The 21,906-nt window shown below is 42.2% G+C and carries 20 protein-coding genes; 16 read left to right on the plus strand and 4 right to left on the minus strand.

Annotated elements, in window-relative coordinates; genetic code table 11:
- The 4 genes from C5O00_RS13565 (at position 1) to C5O00_RS13580 (ending at position 3,999) form a co-directional block, all read left to right on the plus strand.
- Complete coding sequence (locus C5O00_RS13565) at positions 1 to 477, plus strand: hypothetical protein (protein WP_105217367.1); 477 nt, start codon at positions 1 to 3, stop codon at positions 475 to 477.
- A 2-nt stretch (positions 478 to 479) separates the two neighbouring features.
- The gene (locus tag C5O00_RS13570) at positions 480 to 1,106 is read left to right on the plus strand and encodes a YceI family protein (RefSeq protein ID WP_105217368.1); all 627 of its coding nucleotides are present in this window, start codon (positions 480 to 482) and stop codon (positions 1,104 to 1,106) included.
- A complete protein-coding gene (gene arsC, locus C5O00_RS13575; protein ID WP_105217369.1) occupies positions 1,106 to 1,447 on the plus strand; it encodes an arsenate reductase (glutaredoxin) in 342 nt (113 codons plus the stop codon). The genes C5O00_RS13570 and arsC overlap by 1 nt, the downstream gene beginning before the upstream one ends.
- Positions 1,448 to 1,524: 77 nt before the next feature.
- Entirely contained in the window at positions 1,525 to 3,999 is a 2,475-nt protein-coding gene (locus tag C5O00_RS13580) for a TonB-dependent receptor (RefSeq protein ID WP_105217370.1), read from the plus strand.
- 64 nt (positions 4,000 to 4,063) lie between these two features.
- Here C5O00_RS13580 and C5O00_RS14575 read toward each other — a convergent pair whose 3' ends face one another.
- Complete coding sequence (locus tag C5O00_RS14575) at positions 4,064 to 4,237, minus strand: hypothetical protein (RefSeq protein WP_168175941.1); 174 nt, start codon at positions 4,235 to 4,237, stop codon at positions 4,064 to 4,066.
- A 147-nt stretch (positions 4,238 to 4,384) separates the two neighbouring features.
- Here C5O00_RS14575 and fumC point away from each other — a divergent pair, with 147 nt between their 5' ends.
- Together fumC and C5O00_RS13590 are read left to right on the plus strand one after the other, a co-directional pair.
- Positions 4,385 to 5,776, plus strand: a complete 1,392-nt coding sequence (gene fumC, locus C5O00_RS13585) for a class II fumarate hydratase (RefSeq protein WP_105217371.1) — start codon at positions 4,385 to 4,387, stop codon at positions 5,774 to 5,776.
- A 141-nt stretch (positions 5,777 to 5,917) separates the two neighbouring features.
- Positions 5,918 to 7,231 (plus strand): 7TM diverse intracellular signaling domain-containing protein, encoded by a 1,314-nt coding sequence (locus C5O00_RS13590; protein ID WP_105217372.1) that lies wholly within the window; start codon positions 5,918 to 5,920, stop codon positions 7,229 to 7,231.
- Positions 7,232 to 7,340: 109 nt separating this feature from the next.
- Here C5O00_RS13590 and C5O00_RS13595 read toward each other — a convergent pair whose 3' ends face one another.
- Both C5O00_RS13595 and C5O00_RS13600 read right to left on the minus strand, forming a co-directional pair.
- Positions 7,341 to 10,505, minus strand: a complete 3,165-nt coding sequence (locus tag C5O00_RS13595; protein ID WP_105217373.1) for a cytochrome c biogenesis protein CcsA — start codon at positions 10,503 to 10,505, stop codon at positions 7,341 to 7,343.
- Between the two features lie 69 nt (positions 10,506 to 10,574).
- Positions 10,575 to 10,970: a group III truncated hemoglobin gene (locus C5O00_RS13600; protein ID WP_105217374.1), complete on the minus strand. Its 396-nt coding sequence runs from the start codon at positions 10,968 to 10,970 to the stop codon at positions 10,575 to 10,577.
- A gap of 77 nt (positions 10,971 to 11,047) precedes the next feature.
- Here C5O00_RS13600 and C5O00_RS13605 point away from each other — a divergent pair, with 77 nt between their 5' ends.
- From C5O00_RS13605 to C5O00_RS13645, 9 genes are all read left to right on the plus strand, one after another.
- Positions 11,048 to 11,812: a Rossmann-like and DUF2520 domain-containing protein gene (locus C5O00_RS13605; protein ID WP_105217687.1), complete on the plus strand. Its 765-nt coding sequence runs from the start codon at positions 11,048 to 11,050 to the stop codon at positions 11,810 to 11,812.
- The gene (locus tag C5O00_RS13610) at positions 11,796 to 12,329 is read left to right on the plus strand and encodes a KdsC family phosphatase (protein WP_105217375.1); all 534 of its coding nucleotides are present in this window, start codon (positions 11,796 to 11,798) and stop codon (positions 12,327 to 12,329) included. The genes C5O00_RS13605 and C5O00_RS13610 overlap by 17 nt, the downstream gene beginning before the upstream one ends.
- 20 nt (positions 12,330 to 12,349) lie before the next feature.
- Positions 12,350 to 13,255, plus strand: coding sequence for a geranylgeranylglycerol-phosphate geranylgeranyltransferase (locus C5O00_RS13615; protein ID WP_105217376.1), 906 nt, complete (start codon positions 12,350 to 12,352; stop codon positions 13,253 to 13,255).
- 9 nt (positions 13,256 to 13,264) lie between these two features.
- The gene (locus C5O00_RS13620; protein WP_105217377.1) at positions 13,265 to 13,855 is read left to right on the plus strand and encodes a GNAT family N-acetyltransferase; all 591 of its coding nucleotides are present in this window, start codon (positions 13,265 to 13,267) and stop codon (positions 13,853 to 13,855) included.
- Positions 13,856 to 13,859: 4 nt separating this feature from the next.
- Positions 13,860 to 14,447, plus strand: coding sequence for a Maf family nucleotide pyrophosphatase (locus C5O00_RS13625; RefSeq protein ID WP_105217378.1), 588 nt, complete (start codon positions 13,860 to 13,862; stop codon positions 14,445 to 14,447).
- Positions 14,448 to 14,478: 31 nt separating this feature from the next.
- The gene (locus tag C5O00_RS13630; RefSeq protein WP_105217379.1) at positions 14,479 to 15,423 is read left to right on the plus strand and encodes a septum formation inhibitor Maf; all 945 of its coding nucleotides are present in this window, start codon (positions 14,479 to 14,481) and stop codon (positions 15,421 to 15,423) included.
- A gap of 8 nt (positions 15,424 to 15,431) precedes the next feature.
- A complete protein-coding gene (locus C5O00_RS13635; RefSeq protein ID WP_105217380.1) occupies positions 15,432 to 15,986 on the plus strand; it encodes a mechanosensitive ion channel family protein in 555 nt (184 codons plus the stop codon).
- 53 nt (positions 15,987 to 16,039) lie between these two features.
- Positions 16,040 to 18,532 carry a PIG-L family deacetylase gene (locus C5O00_RS13640; RefSeq protein ID WP_317046425.1) on the plus strand — a complete coding sequence of 831 codons (2,493 nt, stop codon included), beginning with the start codon at positions 16,040 to 16,042 and terminating at the stop codon, positions 18,530 to 18,532.
- 109 nt (positions 18,533 to 18,641) lie between these two features.
- Entirely contained in the window at positions 18,642 to 20,339 is a 1,698-nt protein-coding gene (locus C5O00_RS13645) for a sodium:solute symporter family protein (protein ID WP_244592997.1), read from the plus strand.
- Between the two features lie 50 nt (positions 20,340 to 20,389).
- Here C5O00_RS13645 and C5O00_RS13650 read toward each other — a convergent pair whose 3' ends face one another.
- A complete protein-coding gene (locus C5O00_RS13650; protein ID WP_105217381.1) occupies positions 20,390 to 20,731 on the minus strand; it encodes a hypothetical protein in 342 nt (113 codons plus the stop codon).
- A 194-nt stretch (positions 20,732 to 20,925) separates the two neighbouring features.
- Here C5O00_RS13650 and C5O00_RS13655 point away from each other — a divergent pair, with 194 nt between their 5' ends.
- Positions 20,926 to 21,798, plus strand: coding sequence for a helix-turn-helix domain-containing protein (locus tag C5O00_RS13655; RefSeq protein ID WP_105217690.1), 873 nt, complete (start codon positions 20,926 to 20,928; stop codon positions 21,796 to 21,798).
- Positions 21,799 to 21,906 lie beyond the last annotated feature (108 nt).

The raw sequence follows: 21,906 nt of genomic DNA on the forward strand, positions 1-21,906 counted from the left end.
ATGAAAGCAGCAACTGTCGCTCAAATTAGGAAAGAACTAAGATACCGTTCGAGTGACGAATTGGAAGAACTCTGTCTGCGCCTGGCACGTTTTAAAAAGGAAAATAAAGAACTACTCACCTATCTCCTTTTTGAAAAGGATGATGAGGCTGCGTACCTGGAACATGTAAAGGAGTATATTTCCGAAATGTTTAATGATATCAATACATCGAGCTACTATTACATAAAGAAAAGTGTCCGGAAGATATTGAGGGAAACTAAAAAATTCATACGCTATTCTTCTGTAAAGGAATCGGAAGTTGAGCTACTTCTTTTCTTCTGCACCCAACTACGTGAGATGCGACCCAAAATTGACAACAACAGGAGTTTAATGAATATTTTCGACAGGCAGCTCCAGTTGGTGAAATCGAAGATCAAGGGACTTCATGAAGACCTTCAGTACGACTATTCCAGAGAATTGAATCAATTAAAGAGTTAAACATGAAAACATACGAACATAAATCGAAATACCGTCATCTGGTTCTACTATTAGCCATATCGGTTACATTATTATCATTTATAGGCAACCCGGTAGAGATCAGGAAACTTACCGCCGAAACCAATCATTCTACCCTGCTATTCTCTGTTCCTATCTCTAATGGAATCACAAGGATCACAGGAAAATTTAATGAATACACTATCGATCTCGATTATGTGGATGAAGACTTCACTAAGTCTACACTAACTGCCACTATAAAAGTGGAAAGCATAGACACAGGAATTAGCGGTAGGGATGAGCATTTGCGAAGTGCAGATTTTTTCAATACCGAAGTATATCCGGAGATCAGCTTTAGAAGTAAACGAATAGAAAAGACTGAGCAAGGCTATATAGCCATAGGAGAATTTAGCATGCACGGGGTGACCAAAGAAATACAGCTTCCCTTTGTGATTACCGGCGTAGATGGCGACAATACAATTGGCATCTCCTCACGGCTGTCTATCGATAGAACCGATTATGGAGTGGGCAATGATTTTAAGCATACCGCAATAGAAAATTTTATAAGCAACAAGATCGATGTAGAGATCGATTTCTGGACCAAAAAACGAAAAACGCCTAAAAAAGAATAATGACAAAGATCTATCACAATCCAAGATGCAGCAAGTCGAGGCAAACCGTTCAATTGTTAGAGCGCGAAGGGGAAACTTTTGAAACAGTTCTTTATATGGATTCACCTCCAACCGCCACGGAGTTAACCGATATTTTAAAACAACTGGGATTACAGCCTATAGACCTAGTGAGAATGAACGAACAAATTTGGAAAGAAAACTATAAAGGAAAAGATCTTACAAACGCCCAGATCGTAGCGGCCATGGTAGCTCACCCAAGGTTGATAGAGCGCCCGATCGTTATTAAAAACGGCAAGGCAGCACTGGGAAGACCCCCTGAAAATATTTTAGGAATCTTGTAATTTTTTTTAACAAAAGATTGGCATTCCCCGTTTAAACATGAAGCTATTTTCGTAGTCTAATTCTTCAAAAAGACTACATGAGAATATCCTTCACTATCTGTCTGTTCCTTGCGTCCATATTAAGCTACGCTCAACCATCAGACCGAGTAACCGAATTAGAAAGAGAATTTAAAGTTAGCGGGCAAGTGCTCGAAAAAGGCTCCGATCTACCCCTCGAATATGCATCCGTTTCATTCCTCGATTCCTCCGGTAAAATTGTTACTGGTGGTATTACAGATGTGAATGGCGAGTACGACGTGAAAGTACCGGAAGGCACCTACACCATTCAATACGATTTTATCTCTTTTAAAACCCGCAGATTAACGGGACAGGTAATCGATAATAATATAAAATTACCTGTTGTTTATATGGAATTAGACTCTGAAAGCCTCGATGAAGTGCTTGTAAGAGCCGAAACCACCGAAGTACAGGTTCGTCTCGATAAGAAGATATATAATATAGGTAAAGACCTTACTACTAGTGGTGCTACTGTGAGTGATGCCCTTAATAATGTACCTTCCGTTACAGTGGATGTAGAAGGTAATATAGCTTTAAGAGGTAATGAGAACGTACGTATCCTTATTAATGGCAGGCCATCGGCCATCGCCGGATTTGGTTCTACCGATGCTTTGCGACAGCTTCCTGCAGAGGCTATTGAGCGAGTGGAGGTGATCACTTCTCCGTCTGCACGATACGACGCCGAGGGAACGGCAGGGATACTGAATATAATATTAAGGAAAGAAAAAACCCTTGGCCTCAACGGGTCGGTAATTGCTAACCTGGGTTATCCACTAAGCTCCGGTATCAATGCCAATGTGAATTTGAGAACCGAGAAATTCAATATCTTCAATACCACAGGTTACCGGTATCGCGAATCCCCGGGAAATGCTTTCTTCGAAAATAGATATTTCTCAACGACTCGCGAATTTCCCCTGGTACAGGAAAGTCGTGACTACGACCGTTTGGGTAGGAATTTCAACTCCAACCTTGGGATGGAGTACTTTATCAACGATCAATCCTCGATCACAGCTTCCGGGTTTATCCGGATAGGAGATGATGACGATGTCACTACCAATATCACCAATGAATTTGATGGAAACAATGTGTTGGGAAGAACTACCATTCGAGAAGAACAGGAAACCGAGGATGATAAGAATTACCAGATCGCTTTAAATTATCGTAATAAATTTAACGATGACGGACACGAATTAACAGCCGATTTCCAATACGAGATCAGTGATGAAACCGAAGACGCCATCATTGGCGAATATATTAGTGTGCCAACCTTCACGAATCTCCCAACAGAGATCGTAACAACCGTGGAGGATCAGACCGAATACCTGTTTCAGGTTGATTATGTCCTTCCCATAGGCGAAAATGCACAATTCGAAGCCGGATATCGTGGAAACTTAGAGGAGACCATAACAGATTTTACTGTGGAAGAAGAAGTTAATACTTCAGGGGTTTTTGTAAGAAATGACAGCTTGTCCAATATCTTCGCCTTCGAACAGAATGTACACGCCCTTTACACTCAGTATGGAAATAAATTTGGAAAATTCTCATTCCTACTTGGGCTGAGGATGGAAAATACCCAATTGAAAGGAGAAGTTACTGCTGCGGATGTTAGTACTAGTGGTATCGACTTAAACTTCGACAAGGATTATCTGGGATTGTTCCCTACCGTGAATCTGATCTACGAATTAGGAGAACGTGAAAATATTACGTTGGGTTATAACCGTCGAATCAACAGGCCGAGACACTGGTTCCTTAACCCGTTCCCGTCGCGCTCGAGTGAGGCCAATGTATTCCAGGGAAATCCCGGCCTTGATCCCGCTTATGCAAGCGCCTTCGATCTTGGTTACCTGAGACGATGGGATAAGATCACCCTAACCTCCTCTATCTACTATCAATACGAAACAGATTCTTTTGAGCGTATCCAGGAGGACACCGGCGAATTAACACCAAATGGTATTCCTATAATACGAACAATACCGATCAACCTATCCACCAATGAGCGAATAGGTTTTGAAGCCGGGATCTTGTACAATCCGGCCAAATGGTTGCGATTTAACGGAAGCTTTAACTTTTTCAGGTTTTCTACAGAAGGAGAATTCAATGGAGTGGACTACGGAGCAGATAATACGAGCTGGTTTGCAAGGGGAAGTGCAAAAGTTAGCCTGCCAGCTAAGATCGATTGGCAGACCAATGCATTTTACCGGGGCCCTACCAACAATGCCCAGACCGAATCTGAAGGAATGCTCTCCATCAACCTGGCCTTCAGCAAGGATCTCTTTAACGACAATGCGACCTTAGGGTTTAATGTGAGCGACTTGTTCAATTCGAGAATACGACGTTCGTTTACTTCAACAGACAGCTTTACATCGGATTCTGAGTTCCAGTGGAGAGAACGATCTTTTAATTTGTCGTTCACCTATAGATTCAATCAGAAGAAAGAACGACAAAGAAATGGCCGTGAAGGTGGTGACTTTGAAGACGAAGGATTTGAAGGATAATAAAAATAACAACGCATAAAAAAAGGAAGCCAATTGGCTTCCTTTTTTAATTTTAACGGAGAGTTTACAGGTCTTCTTCTTCTCGTCTTTTTGCTTCACGTTTCAATTTCCAGTTCTCATATAAAGCTCCACCTATCCAGTAAGGGATGAAGGAGATTAAAAAGATCATTAACCAAAATCCGATGGTTAATATGGTGAGAAATGCTAAAAATCCTAAATACTGATCAAATTCAAACATGATAGCTAATATTTTATACTGGCAAAGATAAAATGATTTTTTCAGAATTTATAGCAATTTCCACCAATTTATTCACAGTAAATAAACATCCATTCTCTTGAGGGAAAAAGGGCTATTTCGTATTTTTGTGATAGTTAAACCAGCAGCATGAAATACAGAATAGAAAAGGACACCATGGGTGAGGTAAAAGTACCCGCAGACAAGCTCTGGGGTGCGCAAACCGAACGCTCCCGAAATAACTTCAAAATAGGATCACCGGCTTCAATGCCGCTGGAGATCGTTTACGGTTTTGCTTACTTAAAGAAGGCGGCCGCCTACACAAATTGTGATCTGGGCGTGCTTTCGGAAGAAAAAAGAGATTTGATCGCCCGGGTATGTGATGAGATACTCGATGGTAAACACGACGAGCAGTTCCCTCTCGTTATATGGCAGACCGGCTCCGGAACTCAAAGTAACATGAATGTTAACGAAGTGATTGCCAACAGAGCACATCAGCTGGCTGGAAAGACAATTGGTGAAGGCGAGAAGACTCTTGCTCCTAACGACGATGTAAATAAATCTCAATCGTCTAACGATACATTTCCTACAGGGATGCATATTGCTGCGTATAAGAAGATCGTAGAGGTGACCATCCCCGGTGTGGAACAATTACATAACACACTTCAGAAAAAAGCCGAGGAGTTTAAAAACATTGTTAAGATTGGCCGTACCCATCTAATGGATGCCACTCCCCTAACCTTAGGGCAGGAATTCAGCGGGTATGCCTCTCAACTGGAACATGGATTAAAAGCTGTACGAAACACCCTGGACCACTTGAGCGAATTAGCCCTAGGAGGTACAGCTGTGGGAACAGGTATTAACACGCCAAAGGGATATGCCGAAAAGGTTGCACAATACATTGCTCAATTTACCGGTCTTCCCTTTGTTTCGGCCAAGAACAAATTCGAAGCCCTGGCAGCCCATGATGCCATTGTGGAATCGCATGGTGCATTGAAACAACTTGCGGTTTCTCTCAATAAGATAGCCAATGATATCAGGATGATGGCAAGCGGTCCCAGAAGCGGCATAGGAGAAATTATCATCCCGGCCAACGAACCAGGATCTTCTATCATGCCTGGCAAGGTGAATCCAACGCAATGTGAAGCTCTTACCATGGTATGTGCACAAGTGATGGGTAACGACGTGGCAATAAGTGTAGGAGGACTACAGGGACATTACGAACTCAATGTCTTTAAACCTGTCATGGCAGCCAATATCCTCCATTCGGCTCAATTATTAGGTGATGCCTGTGTTTCTTTCGACATACATTGTGCGCAGGGAATAGAACCCAATCATGAAACTATAAAGAAACTTCTCAATAATTCGTTAATGCTGGTAACCGCCCTTAATACGAAGATCGGTTACTACAAAGCAGCCGAAATAGCGAATACAGCACACAGAAATGGCACTACCCTAAAAGAAGAGGCTATTAACCTTGGATATCTTACGGCAGAAGAATTTGATGCTTGGGTTAAGCCCGAAGATATGGTGGGAAATTAGTGATTTTCAGCCTTTTAAACGTTAAAACCTTCCTAATGGGAGGTTTTTTTTATGAAAAAACATCGATTAAATGCAGATTTATTAGGTGAAATGTAATTTTTATGTATATTGGTATACCCAAATTATTAAAACCTACTTATTATGAGGCTACAATTACTGCCCCTTGCATTGTGTCTTTTAGTTGCTTTTCTGGTGCTTCCTTTGTCTGAAGCCAGTGCCATGAAATATTCTGCTAATTCTCCCGCAACCATTGCTATTACTGTAATTAAGACAAAAACAAAGAACAGTGAAAAAAACAAAAAGTTATCTACTGTTGAGTTAAATTCTGCTACAAATAGCAAAGCCAAATCTTCCACAAAGAAGGATCTGGCCATGGCGACGACAAATCGCCCAAATGTTTTAAATGAAGAATTTTCCTACAAAAATATTGTAGATGTGCGTAGTAATCCTTCAGAATATTCAAAAAATTCTGAAGAAAGTACTGTAAAGGAAGAATCTTTCCAGTATGCATCCTTTGGAGAAGGCATGTTCTACGGTTTTGCCCTAATGGTAATCCTGTTGAACCTGGTGTGCTACTTCCTTTTCGACGAAAAACTTTTTCTGTTTTATGCCCTAACGCTATTTGCTGTGGGTAACCTGTTATTTCTAAGCGACGGATTAATGCCTTTATTAGGTTTTACTGAAATCGCCAATCCTGCGGGCGTAGAAGCCTTATTGGTACTGGCGAGTTGCTTTTTTGGAAGTTGGTTCGCCTCTAAGTATCTGAATGTGGATGAGATCGTCCCTAAACTGAAATGGATCGCGATCGCCTTTTTTGGCTCCGGTGCCATACTTACAACGATGAGCTTACTCGCCGGGGTGTCGTCCTTTGCGGCTGCATCTAACCTGATCGCTTATGGAACCCTGTCTCTATATTTCCTGTGTGGGGTGTATATGTTCAGTAAAAAGAATTATCCAAAATTCTATGTGATCGCTTTAAGTATACCTTTACTTTTTGCCATCGATTATTTTGTACTTCGGAACTTAGGGCTTGAATTCTTAATGACCCGCCCCTCGCATATAAAAGCGGCCGTGATAGCCGAAATGCTAATGCTTACCTACGCTATCGTCTATAGAATGAAAGCAATAAAGGAAGAAAACGAATTAAGACAAACCGAATTGCGCATATTCCTGAAACGACAGGAGGTCATGAACCGCAAAAACGCCATGCAATTGATGGAAGAGGTATACCTGGAGAACCTTATTATGCACTACGACCTGGACGGCTTCGAAATAAAGCTATTACAATATATTTCGGAAGGAAAGGACAATGCCAAGATCGCCCGGAAACTAAAAACCACAGAACACGAAATAGAAGCCCTAACCAAAGAGCTTTATCATAAACTGGAAATTAGTGAACATATCCAGGAAGATTACAGAATGGTAGACGCCCAGGCGGACTACATCTACAATTAATCTGAGTATCGGTGCAAGTAAGCGAGGTTACGGCCAGAGACCTTATGCACATCGACTCGCTAACTCAGCCTAATTTCAATTAATAGTGAGGTAGGATAGGTCTTCGGGCCTATCCTTTATTTGTATAGAATTTCTTGTAACGGAAATAAGAGGCGAAACTCAATAAGATCGCGAAGGCAACTATATACCAAACGAAGGTAGGTGTTACCGGCGCATCTCCACTTGCATACGAATGTAATCCAGTAAGATAGAAGTTCACCCCAAAATAGGTCATCATAATGGAGGCGTACGCAAACAACGCCATAACATTAAAGAACCATCGACCTCTAAGTCCGGGAACAAGTCGCATATGGATCACAAAAGCATAGATCATAATACTTATTAATGCCCAGGTTTCTTTTGGATCCCATCCCCAATATCTTCCCCAACTTTCGTTAGCCCATTGGCCGCCAAGAAAGTTACCGATAGTAAGCATCACTAGACCAACAGTAAGGGCCATTTCAGTAATTACAGTGATCTCCTTAAGGCTAAGATCCATTCTCACCTTGTTCTTCTTGGTTGTTAAGAGAATAAGCACCAGTGCTGTTACTGCCTGCATCATGCCCAGGGTAAAAGGCCCGTAACTTGCCACGATTACAGCAACGTGTATCATAAGCCAGTAACTATCGAGTACGGGTTGCAAATTGGCAATGGATGGATCAAGCCAGTTCTGGTTGGCCACCCAGAGAATGATCGCCGCGACAAAAGCGGTTGCCGCAAGCGTAAGATTGCTCTTTCGTCCTAAGGCAATTCCGAAGAAAACTGTAGCCCAAGCCACATAAATAATGGACTCGTAAGCGTCACTCCAAGGCGCGTGTCCGCTGATATACCACCTTAATGCGAGCCCAAAGATCATAAGAACAAAGAAGGCCCAGATAAAGTATTTACAGATCCTGATTAGCAGATCGTAGGTTTTAGAATCGCTGAAAATTTTCAGTATTACAAAAAGGTACATCACAAAGCCTACTAAAAGGAAATAAGTATACAACCTGTTGAAAATATCAACTTTATTATACAGGATCTCGGCATCGATCTTATTTTCTGAAGGCATTACCTCACTGCCGTACTTCATTTGAAATTTGGCAAGGCCATCCAGGATCTCCTCCGCCTGGCTGTAATCTCCGTCTTTTCTGGCCTGTGCGACCGATTGGAAATACGCGGGTAATATAGTTCGCGTGGCAACCGAGTCCATTCCCTTGAAATTAGCCTCGTTCAATTGAGGGTAAGCAACCCAGGTGTTATTCTCATCGTTGGGGATGGGGAATATTTTTAGTACACTACCGCTTAACGTCTGGTTAAGCAAATACACGCTTTCGTAGGTTTTTATAAAATCCTTTTCAAACTGGTTGGGGTTTGCTTTGCGTGTAGCTTCCTCCAGGTAAGGTTCCAGTTTGTTATTTCCCTGTGCATCGAAAAGATCGATCATGGCAATTCGGGATGCATCTTCAGAAACACCAAGGACCTTCCTGAGGCTGTCGTTACCTCGTTTTAAATAGATGAGCGGAACCTCCAGCCAAACCCGGGGAAACTCGGTCATGGACATGAACACCTGGTTAGCATCAAGGCCTTCGTAGCTATTGCGCCTGCTTATTTTCCGAAGCAATTCGCTGGCATAGGTATTTACAGGTTTCATCCTACCGTCATCCTGTATCACCAGTTTAGAGAAGCGTGCGGCGTGCTCTTTGCTCACCACATTGGCTTTTATAATAGAATCCAGTTGCTGTTTATTGGTATTTGCATGCTGATGATTGTCCTGGGCCATGGCGCCTCCCACGGTAAATAGCACCAGCATGACCGTAAGCGCTGCCTTCTTGGCTGCTATTTTTTCAAGCATCTTTTTCAAGCTACCAAATCGCGTATTCTTATCGAACAGTATCGCCATCAATCCAAAATAAAGCAGGAAGTAACCAATATAAGTGATCCAGGTACCCCACCAGTCTTTGTTCACCGAGAGCACAGTACCTTTCTCATCAGGATCGAAACTAGCCTGAAAGAAACGATAGCCGCCTTCATCCAGCACATGATTCATGTAAATGTCGTAATCGTAGAACTCTTCCTTTGAACGATTTACGGTCACTTTACTTTTAAAGGCCGAATATCCCTTTTCAGTACCGGGATATTTATCGGCTATGAAATCGTTAAGCGTAATGCTAAACGGTAATTCGTACTTCTTCGAGCCATAGGCCAGGAATACGTCCAATCCGCCCACCGTTACCTTTTTGGGGTTAGGATACGATCCTTTTCCTCCCAATAACTGTATGGTTTGGCTTTCGCCGTTGGAGCTAACCTCCAGAACCAGGGCATCGGTATTAGTCTTTTGCCCTTTGGGCGCCTTCACGATCCCCATTTCTCCTTTGGTGATGGGTTCGGGGAATACAAAGGCCGTTCCGGCAAGCTGATAGAGGGATCGCAGCTGTAAGGTTTGTAGGCTATCTGCCACCACGATTCCTTGCTGTTGATCGGCCATGCGCATATAGCTCCCCTCGAACGGACTTAAGATCTTATAGGTACCAGTAGAATCCACCTGAATATTTATGGCCCCATCTGTTGGAAAATTAAGGGCGAAGAGTATGTTGTGTATATTGGCTACTTCCCCACTCTTTAGCCAGTGTTCATGCCTGCTTCCATCGCCGGCTTCAACGATCTGTAGGTATTCGGAACCAGAGTTGGATGGAATAAGGCCTTCTTCAGCATTACTAATAAAATCCTTATATACTATAGAAACTTCCTGATCGTAATAATTGGTATTCAATTCGAAATAATTATCCAGGCGATCAGACAGTCTAAGCTTTTTGGGTTTAACATTGCGTCGCATCTGGACCCCGTCTACTTCCCTGTCACCATCGATAAAGGTGGTTAAGTAAGTTTCATCAGAGAGAAATGTATTCTCGGTAGCTCCTTCCCTGATACTCATTCGGCCTTCATAGCCGATGTATCGAGTTACAAAAGCGCCAACCAAAATGAGGATAAACGACAGATGAAGTGTGAGCGTAGCCCATTTCTCTTTTCTATACAACCTGAACCGGAAGATATTCCCAATAAAATTGATCACAAACATAACCATGATCAATTCGAACCACCAGGCGTTGTAAATTAGTTCCCGTGTGTAAGGCGTAGGTGAAGTTTCTGATGAGGCATCCAGGAAAGTTCCAACAGCCATGGCCGCAGCAAAAACAATAAATAATATAGCAGTTAAACGGGTTGAAAAGAGAAGAGAAGCCAGTTTTTTTTGCATCTGCAAATTTTTGTGCAAATTTAGCTATTTGCAACCATTCTAGCTACTAAATTTTGTTAACTCCACAATTTATTTCGCTTTACGCTTTTGCCTGGCCTCGAATATCTTTAAATGGATAAAGGTTCCCATGTTTCTCGCCCTGTTTTTAGCGATTTGAGCCACTTCGCCCTCGAATAGTTCGTCCACGGTCTTATACCATAGATTGATCCAGACCCCAAAATGCATCTCGTTTATCGTACCGTTGTGATATGAATCCACATCAATGTGTTTCTGTAAGGGGTCGCCACTGTAGGTCTTTCGGAAGAACAAATTACTTTCCCAAAAATTGGTGAGATGTTCGAAATGAGCTTCCCAATCCTTTATCATCGGTTCGAACACCGGACCTAACAACTCGTCTTGTCGCACCTGTTTATAAAAGGTTCGAACGAGTAATTCTATATCATCCCTGGTGTTTATGCCCTTCATTTTCCTTTTTCAGAAGTATGTGTAAAGATAGTCTGAAACCATGGAAAATCATTGAAAAAAGTTATTACCTTCGCTATATGATTTCGATCGTTGTTATTGGCTTTGGGAACGTTGGCAAGCATTTGAGTGAGGCTATTCACGAGGCGCCCAAACTTGTGTTACGCCAAATTTATAACCGATCGAACATAACACTTCCCAATTCGCTTCAGCAAGTAGCGTTTACAAACAACTTGACTGCCTTATTCGATGCCGATGTGTATGTGATCGCTCTTCCCGATGATCACATCGCAAATATTTCCTCCAAGATCGCTATAAAAGACTGTCTTGTGGTGCATACATCGGGAGGAGTCGCTATGGACGAAATAGATGGTAAAAACCGTCGGGGGGTGTTGTATCCTCTGCAAAGTTTTTCGAAACACAAAAGCGTGGATTTCAGGACGATTCCAATTTGTATTGAAGCCGAATCTAAGAAAGATCTGGAGTTACTTGGTAATTTAGGGAAGCAGATCTCCGGGAAGGTAGAGGAAATTTCTTCGGAAGACAGGGCCAGCCTGCACCTTTCGGCTGTATTTGTAAATAACTTCGTGAATCATCTCTATCACATTTCGGAAGAATTGCTTCAGCAAAAAAATCTCGATTTCGACCTATTGAAACCCCTTATAAGAGAGACTGCAAAAAAAATAGAAGAGCTATCCCCTTCCGAAGCACAAACAGGACCTGCCATACGTCATGATGAAAAAACACTAAGAAAACATCTTCAGTTATTGAAGGACAGCCCATACGAAACATTATATCGCGACCTTACTGCGTCCATTCAGAAAACCTATGGAAAAAAGTTATAAAGAATACCTACAGCATATTACCACCTTCGTCTTCGATATAGACGGAGTATTAACCGATGGAAACGTAATGATCACTACCTCTGGTGAGCTCTTCCGAAGTATGAATACCAAGGACGGTTTCGCATTGAAAACGGCTGTAGAAAAGGGCTATAACATTTGCATGATAAGTGGTGGCACCAATGAGGGAGTTCGTTTACGGCTCAACGGCCTTGGAATCACCGATGTTTTTTTAGGGGCAGAAAATAAGCTTGTGATCCTTAATCAATATCTCAACACACGGGCATTGAACCGGGAGAATGTCCTCTTTATGGGAGACGATATTCCCGATCTTGAAGTAATGCAGGAAGTAGGATTACCTTGTTGTCCGCAGGATGCCGTGCCCGAAATAAAATACATTTGTAAATATATCTCACACAAAAAAGGCGGGAAAGGCTGTGTTCGGGATGTGATAGAACAGGTGATGAAGGTGCAGGGTAAATGGATGCCCGTTAAGAACACATCTGCCAAATACGATTAACCCTACCCGAAAAGTGCCCTATGGCTTATTTAAAAATTATCCGCCCACTAAATCTAATGCTGCTAGCCCTGGTGCAGTTATTAATAAAATTTGTTCTTTTCGACACCTTCCAGGTCGAGATGGCGATGAATTCCTACCAATTCTTATGGTTAGTGATCGCAACCCTTGCTATAGCCGCAGCCGGTAATGTAGTGAACGATATATACGATATAGAGATCGATAAGGTAAATAAGCCGGACAAAGTGGTAGTTGGGAAGAAGATCTCAGAGAAAAGGGCATTTACTTATTATATCTTTCTCAATTCAATTGGTGTAATTTCGGGTTTTGTGCTGGCCAATCAATTGGGAAAACCCGGGCTGGCTGCCGTTTTTATTGTGATCTCCGCCTTGCTGTATATTTACTCAACCCAACTAAAAGCCATGCTGTTAGTTGGGAATATTGTTATTTCCCTGCTCGTTGCCTTTAGCTTGTTAATAGTGCTTATTTTCGATCTGTATCCCATAGCAGTTAATGGCCTTTCTGAAGCGCAAATCAATGTATCGCGTTTGGTATTTCACTATGCGATCTTCGCCTTCTTCATTAATTTAATGCGGGAATTGGTGAAAGATCTGGAAGATATCAATGGAGATAAAAAAGGAGATATTCGAACACTCGCCATTGCCATGGGCAGACAGCGAACCACTATGCTGGTTTTTGCAATGGCAACGGTGTTAATTTTTAGCATTGTTACATATGTGTACACCTTCCTGTACGATAAACAACTCATGGTATTATACTTTTTATTTCTCATAGTAGCACCTCTTATATATTTTTGTATCCGTGCATGGGGAGCAGCATCACAGAAAGAATACGCAGCCATGTCTGCAATACTCAAGATTGCGATGTTCACGGGCATGTGCTCTATAATATGTTATCGCTTCATTTAGGTATTTAATATGAATTTCGATCCTAAGAAAAATTACATTTTAGAGAACGACAGGGTCTTACTACGGCCGCTGAAGGCCACAGATTATCCCGAATTACTGATCTTTTCGGAAGAGCAACCCGAACTATGGACCTATTCCCTAACTCCTGCCAATGGAAAAGAAAATTTACGAACCTATATGGAGCATGCCCTGCATGAGCGTGAACTAGGAATTGCATATCCGTTTATTGTGTTCGACAAGAAAGAGAAACGATACGCCGGGAGTACCCGTTTTTATGACATCCAGGACCATCACAACACCCTGCAGCTTGGCTACACCTGGTATGGAAAAGAATTTCAGGGAAGTGGGCTGAATAAGAATTGTAAATTTCTGTTACTTCAGTTTGCTTTTGAAGAGCTGGAAGTAGATAGGGTCGAGTTTCGTGCCGATGCCAAAAATGCCCGAAGTATTGCAGCAATGAAAAGCATTGGCTGTACCGAGGAAGGAATACTTAGATCGAACTGCAGAAGTGTGGATGGAAGGCGCGATAGTATAATTTTGAGCATCTTGAAGCTGGAGTGGTTGGAAAGAGTGAAGCAGGAACTAAAGAACAAATTATAAAGGTATGCTGAAGGAAAAATTAAAGAACTATAATATCATTCTCGCTTCGGCATCGCCGCGACGGCATCATTTTTTTAGAGAACTAGACCTGGATTTTACTATCGAAATCAGGGAGGTAGAAGAAGTATATCCGCCCAATCTAAAAGGTAAGGAGATCACCAATTATCTGGCAGAATTAAAAGCTTCCGCCTTTACCGATCTCTCAGACGAGGATATTCTCATTACAAGCGACACCATAGTATGGATGGACGATGAAGCCATCAATAAACCGGCAGATTACGAGGAAGCCGTGGCCATGATCGAAAGGCTTAGCGGAAATATGCACGAGGTTATCACTTCGGTTTGTTTCACCGGTAGATCTTTTCAGAGAACGATCAATGATACAACAAAAGTTTGGTTTCGTGAGATCGATGCTGAAGAGATCGCGTATTACGTGAAAACTTACAAACCTTACGATAAGGCGGGCAGTTATGGTATACAGGAGTGGATAGGTTATGTAGGGATCGAAAAACTAGAGGGAAGTTATTTTAACGTAATGGGACTGCCCACACGACTTGTTTACAAAACGTTAATGGAGATTGCGAGCCAATAGTATTGTCGTAATTTTGCTCAAAATCTTGCCTATGACTCGTTCTACACTAGTTGTGCTATTGCCTATTTTCGCATTTCTTTTTCTCTCGGGATGTACCCGGCCGGTAAAGGATTCTGGTACTAACGAAAATGCCATTGGATCTTCAGAAATAAAAAAATCCGGAAAACCCCGGGTTGTAACCAAAGAATTCAAGGAGTATTGGTTTTCAGGTACGGCAGAGATCACTTCCTACGAGCTCATGCAAGAGCGTTATGGTGAGCTAAGAAAAGGTACGGCTGTGACGGTATTTGTTTCAGAAAATTTCTTGCCAGATGTTCAGGTAAAAGCCGAGCAGTCTTCGAAGGAGACTATCCCGGTACTTAAATTTAATAGTACCAAGAAATTCCTTACAGGGATCTATCCGTACTCGGTCATGACCAGTGCCTTCAGTCCCATAGCAAAAAAGGATCATGCTATAAAAATTAGTAACTCGGTGCAGGAATGGTGTGGACAGGTTTACATGCAATTGAATAATCGCGAAAAGTTTGAGTTTATTGGCCATTCGTATTTTGAAGGCGAGGCAGACCAGAAAGCATCTTTGGATAAAACCTGGCTTGAGGATGAATTGTGGAATTTAATTCGTATCAATCCTGAAGAATTGCCCACCGGAGATATAACTATTGTTCCACCTCTTGAATTTCTGCGGATGCGCCACAAAAATATATCTATCCAAAATGCGGTAGCAAGCTTGAAACAAGGCGACTCGATCTCCACCTACCTCTTAAAATATCCCGAGCTAGAGCGGGAACTTATAATATATTTTAATAGTAGTTTCCCGTTCGAGATCGAGAAATGGGAAGAGACCAATTCGGCATGGGGAAATAACCAACGTCTCACAACTACCGCTACCAGAATGAAGCGTATCAAGAATGCATACTGGAGCAGGAATAGCAATGCAGACGTGGCCCTTCGCGATTCTTTGGGCTTAAATCCGTAGATTTGAGTATGGAAAAATTCTTACCCGAAATATTACAATCGGCTATTATCATTACCATCAACCTTATTTTAAGATGGATATTGGTTCGAATAGTAAAGCGATTTTCGAAGAAGTCGGAAAAAGTTGAACATCGCACCGGATTGATAATAAAGTATATCGACTTTGCGATCATTTTCCTTAGTATTTTCGGTTTGATCCTTATCTGGGGCGTAGAGTTTACCGATGTTGGATGGGTGATGTCCTCGGTATTTGCTGTGATCGGGATCGGCTTTTTTGCGCAATGGTCTATCCTGTCCAATATTACAAGTGGGATAATCATGTTTTTCACCTTTCCGTACAAGATCGGAGATTTCATAATTATTCACGATAAAGATTACAATTTTGAAGGCACTATTGAAGATATCAGGGGATTTCATACCGTGATCAAGACAAACTCCGGTGAGATCATTACCTACCCTAATAGTTTAATGCTTCAGAAAGGAGTAACCGTGGTGAAGCCTGATGAATTGGATGAATTTTTACAGGAAGAAGATAAAAATGTTAAAGAACACCCAATAGATTAATCAAGCTTTTTCATTTTGGGTATATTTGATTTCTACTGAAAATTCCTTACCCAATGATGCGTAACTACGTTATTAAGTGCTTTCTTTTCAGCATATTTACCCTCACTACTTTTGCACAGCAACCCAAAAAACCAACCGCTTCCGAAATTTATCACAACCTTGAAAGTTTAAACTTTTTAGGTTCGGCCTTATACATTGCCGCGCATCCAGACGATGAGAACACCCGTCTCATTTCATGGCTTGCGAACGATCTGAAAGCTCGTACAGCCTATCTGTCTATTACCCGTGGTGACGGCGGACAGAATTTAGTTGGGCCGGAGATCAGGGAGTTACTAGGGGTAATTCGAACCCAGGAATTACTGGCAGCCAGACATACCGATGGAGGGGAACAGTTTTTTACGCGGGCGATCGATTTTGGTTACTCAAAACATTCGGACGAAACCCTGGAGATCTGGAATAAAAAAGAAGTGCTGGGTGATGTGGTAAGGGCCATCAGAAAATTCAGGCCGGATGTAATCATTAACAGATTCGATCATCGAACCCCGGGAAGTACTCACGGTCATCACACATCTTCGGCCATGTTAAGTGTGGAGGCTTTCGATCTTGTAAATGACCCAGCAAAATACCCGGAAACCGCCAAAAAGTACGGAGTTTGGCAACCCAAAAGACTTTTCTTCAATAATTATTGGTCCTTTTTCAACGATCCGGATCGCTATGCAGAAGCCGATATGTCCAATATCGTCGAACTCAACACAGGCACCTACTACCCTTCCCTTGGGCTCTCTAATGGTGAAATTGCCTCCCTGAGCAGAAGCATGCATAAATCGCAAGGCTTTGGAAGCACCGGGAGAAGAGGCGATCAAAAAGAATGGCTGGAATTTCTAAAGGGTGATTTTCAAAAGAACAAGACCGATCTCTTCGAGGGTATAGATACGAGCTGGAGCCGAGTGCAAGGCGGAGAAGCTATTGGGGCCATCCTGGATCCCCTGGAGGACAACTTCAATTTCCAGGATCCCTCTGCCATGTTACCACATTTGCTTAAGGCCTATTCTTTAGTTTCTATGCTAAAAGATCCTTATTGGAAGGAGATCAAATTAAAGCAACTGGAACAACTGATTCTCGACTGTGGTGGAATTTTCCTGGAAGCTGTGGCCAATACAAATGCCATCAACCCAAAAGGAGAATACCAGCTTACCATCGAAGCGATCAACAGATCAGACTACCCGGTATCCCTGCGTTCCATCACCACCCCGGACGGAAGGGAGATCATCAATGAGCTGAAAGATCTTAAACCCAACGTTAATTTTTCCACAGTGGTACCAATGACGTCCCAAAGAATGGGTACCTCGGCACCTTACTGGCTTAACGAAAAAGGTAGCCTGGGAATGTACAAAGCGCCTGACGAACTTATTGGGCTACCTGATACACCAGCGGCCGAACAAGTAATTTTCAATCTTAACTTTGGAAGAACACAATTAGCCGTGGTAAGAGATGTGGTTTATAAATATAACGATCCGGTAAAAGGGGAAGTCTACCAACCTTTTGAGATCCTGCCCGAAGTGACCACAACTATACCCGAAAAGGTAATCATCTTTCCCGGTCGAGAGAGCCGGGAGGTCCCGGTAACAATAGTTGCAGGCAGAGATAGTATAAACGGAACAGTACAATTAAATCATCCCGAAGGCTGGAAGGTAAGCCCGCCGCAACAACTATTCGAACTCGACCTAAAAGGATCCTCTCAAACAGTGATCTTCAACGTGACTCCGCCGGAAACCCAAAGTGAAGGATATCTAAAACCCCTTGTGTCCCTGGGAAGTAGATTTTATGATAAAGAGTTGGTTACCATAGACTATGAACATATTCCCTTTCAACGTGTTTTAATGCCTTCGGAAGCAAAAGTTGTACGAATCGATATAGAGAAAAAAGGCGAGCAGATTGGTTATATAAATGGTGCCGGTGATGCGATACCGGAGAGTTTAAGTTATATCGGTTACGAGGTAACTTCCATCGATCCTGCGGATATTTCTTCAGAAAAAATAAAAGATTTTGATGCGATTGTGGTGGGTATTCGCGCTTACAATACGGTGCCCGAACTAGCCTTTAAACAGGATATCCTCCTGGACTATGTCAAAAACGGTGGAGTGATGCTGGTGCAATATAATACGAACAGGCGATTGGTTACAGACAAGCTCGCTCCTTATGCGCTGGAATTATCCCGTGATCGAGTAACCGATGAAAACTCCAGAGTCACTATCCTGGAACCTAACCACCCGGCATTAACGAGTCCAAATAAGATCACTCAATCCGATTTCAACGGTTGGGTGCAGGAAAGAGGCTTATACTTTCCTAACGAATGGGACGAGCATTTTATTCCACTCCTCGCCATGAACGATGCTTCAGATCCTGAAACAAAAGGTTCGCTACTAGTAGCCGCCTACGGTGATGGTTATTATGTGTATACCGGACTGAGTTTTTTTAGAGAATTGCCGGCAGGTGTTAGTGGTGCGTACCGATTGTTTGCTAACTTGTTATCTTTGGGGAACTAGCTATGGAAGAAAAAGTAAAATTTAAATGGAAATGGAGTTATACCTTATTAATTCTGCTTAATGCCATTTACATCGTTCTCTTTTACTATTTAATGCAAAGTTATAACTAATGAGTTTCGATAACCTGGGGCAAATAGATTGGATCGTACTCATTAGTACCTTAGTTTTCATAGTGCTTTACGGCACTTATAAAGCGAGGGGCAGTAAGAATGTTGTCGACTACCTAAAGGGAGGCAATCAAGCTAAATGGTGGACTATTGGATTAAGTGTGATGGCTACTCAGGCCAGCGCGATCACCTTTCTGTCTACTCCGGGACAGGCCTTTCACGACGGGATGGGCTTTGTGCAATTCTACTTTGGACTTCCCCTTGCCATGGTGGTGATATGTCTGGTTTTTATTCCACTTTACCATAGATTAAAAGTCTTTACGGCTTATGAATATCTGGAAACTAGATTCGATCTTAAAACACGTACATTAACAGCCATACTGTTTTTAATTCAGCGCGGACTGGCGGCCGGGATCACCATCTTTGCGCCTGCCATTATTCTATCTGCGGTACTGGAATGGAACCTGTTCTACCTCAATATTATCATTGGCGTCCTCGTGATCATTTACACGGTAAGTGGGGGTACAAGAGCTGTAAGTGTTACCCAGAAACAGCAAATGGCTGTTATTATGGGAGGAATGCTCATTGCTTTTTTAATTATTCTGAATTATCTGCCGCTGGACATCTCCATGGATAAAGCGTTGGATATAGCCGGAGCCAACGGTAAAATGGAGATCCTCGATTTTTCTTTCGATTTTGAGAATCGATACACCTTCTGGAGCGGAATAATTGGCGGTAGTTTCCTTGCCCTCTCCTACTTTGGGACAGATCAGAGCCAGGTACAGCGATACCTGTCTGGCAGATCTGTAAGGCAGAGCCAAATGGGAATGATCATGAATGGTCTCCTTAAGGTGCCTTTGCAATTCTTCATCCTGTTAATAGGGGTAATGGTGTTTGTATTCTACCAGTTCAACGCGTCCCCGTTACACTTTAATCCTGCCGGCGTAAAAGATGTGATGAACTCTGAATATGCCGAAGAGTACCAGGCTCTAGAGGACCATAAGCGGCTTCTTGAAAACGACCTGAGGGTTAAGCAGATCGAATATGCAAAGGCCGATGATCCTTCTAAAGAACTCGATCTTAGGTCGGAGATCCTGCAATTGAACAAAGCAGAAGATTCGCTGCGTAACCAAAGTAAGGTGCTCATTAAAAAAGCTAACCCCAATGCCGAGACCAACGATAAGGATTATGTTTTTATTCATTTTATTCTGAACAATCTCCCCCGCGGACTCATAGGCTTGCTCCTGGCCGTTATCCTTAGCGCGGCCATGTCTTCCACTGCTTCCGAATTGAACGCGTTGGGATCCACTACGGCTATTGATCTATACAGGCGAAATACGCCCGGACAGACGGAAAGACATTATATGATGGCCTCCAAATGGTTCACCTTGCTCTGGGGGGTGATCGCAATTGGTGTTGCCAGTATCGCTAATTTGTTCGATAACCTCATCCAATTGGTGAATATTATAGGGTCTATTTTCTACGGAAACGTCCTGGGGATCTTTTTACTGGCCTTTTTTATAAAGTATGTAAAGAGCAGGTCCACCTTTATAGCAGCCCTTATTACCCAGGTGATCGTAATTTTAGTATGGTGGATCGATCTTATGCCCTATCTGTGGCTCAATGTTTTAGGATGTGTGCTCGTTATGGGAATAGCGGCATTACTGCAGCTTGTCTTGGGACGAAAAGATGAAAAATAAAAAAAGGAGCAGTTTACTGCTCCTTTCTCATTAATTGAAAATTAACCGATCTAGTTATGTCCGGTTTTTACGAAGTAGGAAGAACGCTCACCCTGATTTGTTACGAAAGTGAATTTGTAATCACCTTTGTGGGCCCATTCGAAATTGAATCGTTTTCCCAAACTGGTGTCGTTTCCTAAGCTCTGTTTAAATACCAATTCACCATTTGGATTGTATATATATAGTGTGTAGGTATTATTTTGAGTGTTCAGGATCGAAATATCAACTGTTTCGTTCGAGTTTGTAATCGTTACATCGCTGTTGTTTCCTGCGATTAACTTTTCATTGTTTGCGGTTGCTGTTAGGGTTGCTACCAGTGTACCTGCCATTAGAATTCTTTTAATTGTTTTCATAACATAAAGATTTAAATTCAACACTACAAAGATGCGCCACTCCCTCACAGCATCCATCCACTTAATAGGCCATTTAATATGTTTTTTTAACCTATAGTATATGTTAATAAACTATTAAGGTTAAAATAGCATATATTTTGGTTAAATTTGTATAGTATACCATCTATGATTAGCCGTACTTTAATCCTATGAAAATGAGCAAGAACCCAGTATTAGAATCGATATCGCCAAAATTCGGGAGTTCGTTGAAGGTGCTTAACTTTTTAGGAGCCACCAATGAACATGCCCCTACATGGCATTTCCATCCAGAAATGGAGATCGCCTACATAAATGGGGGCAGCGGAAAAAGGCATATTGGGAATCATATCTCTTATTATAATGACGGGGACCTAATCTTCATTGGAGCCAATTTGCCTCATTTTGGTTTTACAGACAGTTTAACAGGAAATAAGAGTGAGGTGGTGATCCAGGTGAAAGAGGACTTCCTGGGTCCGGATTTTTTTTCGGCACCCGAGATGCATAAGATCAAACAGCTGTTAAAGCGAAGTAAACAAGGAATTGTCTTTCATGAATCGGTGCGGGAAGTTGTGGGACCTCAGATAGAAGCCTTACTGGAGCTATCAAATTTTGAACAATTGCTTGCATTTCTGAAGATCTTACAACAGCTGTCAGAGACAGAGGACTACACCCTCTTGAACGTTGAAAAGGTGGTACTTGAGTCTAAGCCCCAGGATGCTCAGCGTATGGATACCGTCTTTTCCTTCGTAAGTAAAGAATTTACACGACCTATTTCTCTGGCCGAGATTGCCGATAAGGTGAGTATGACAGAGCAGGCATTCAGCAGGTATTTCAGAAAGAAGAATGGGAAAACCTTTACCCAGTTTGTTAATGAATACCGCCTGGTACACGCATCTAAACTACTTAGCGAGCAACATCTTAGTATTACCGATGTGTGCTATGCAAGCGGATTCAATAACTTCTCACATTTCAACAAGAGTTTTAAAGCTTTTACAGGAAAAAGCCCGTCCAAATACCGCGATGCCTTTAAGAATGTGCTGGAATCCTGAATTCTCAACGATGAGCTCTAAATTCTAACGGGAAGCACCCAAATACTAAGTAAATTAATTTAACTTGTTCTTTATCAATAGGTTTATTTAAACTAAAATCCATTGAAT

This window comes from Pukyongia salina (genome assembly GCF_002966125.1).
GTDB classification, from domain to species: domain Bacteria; phylum Bacteroidota; class Bacteroidia; order Flavobacteriales; family Flavobacteriaceae; genus Pukyongia; species Pukyongia salina.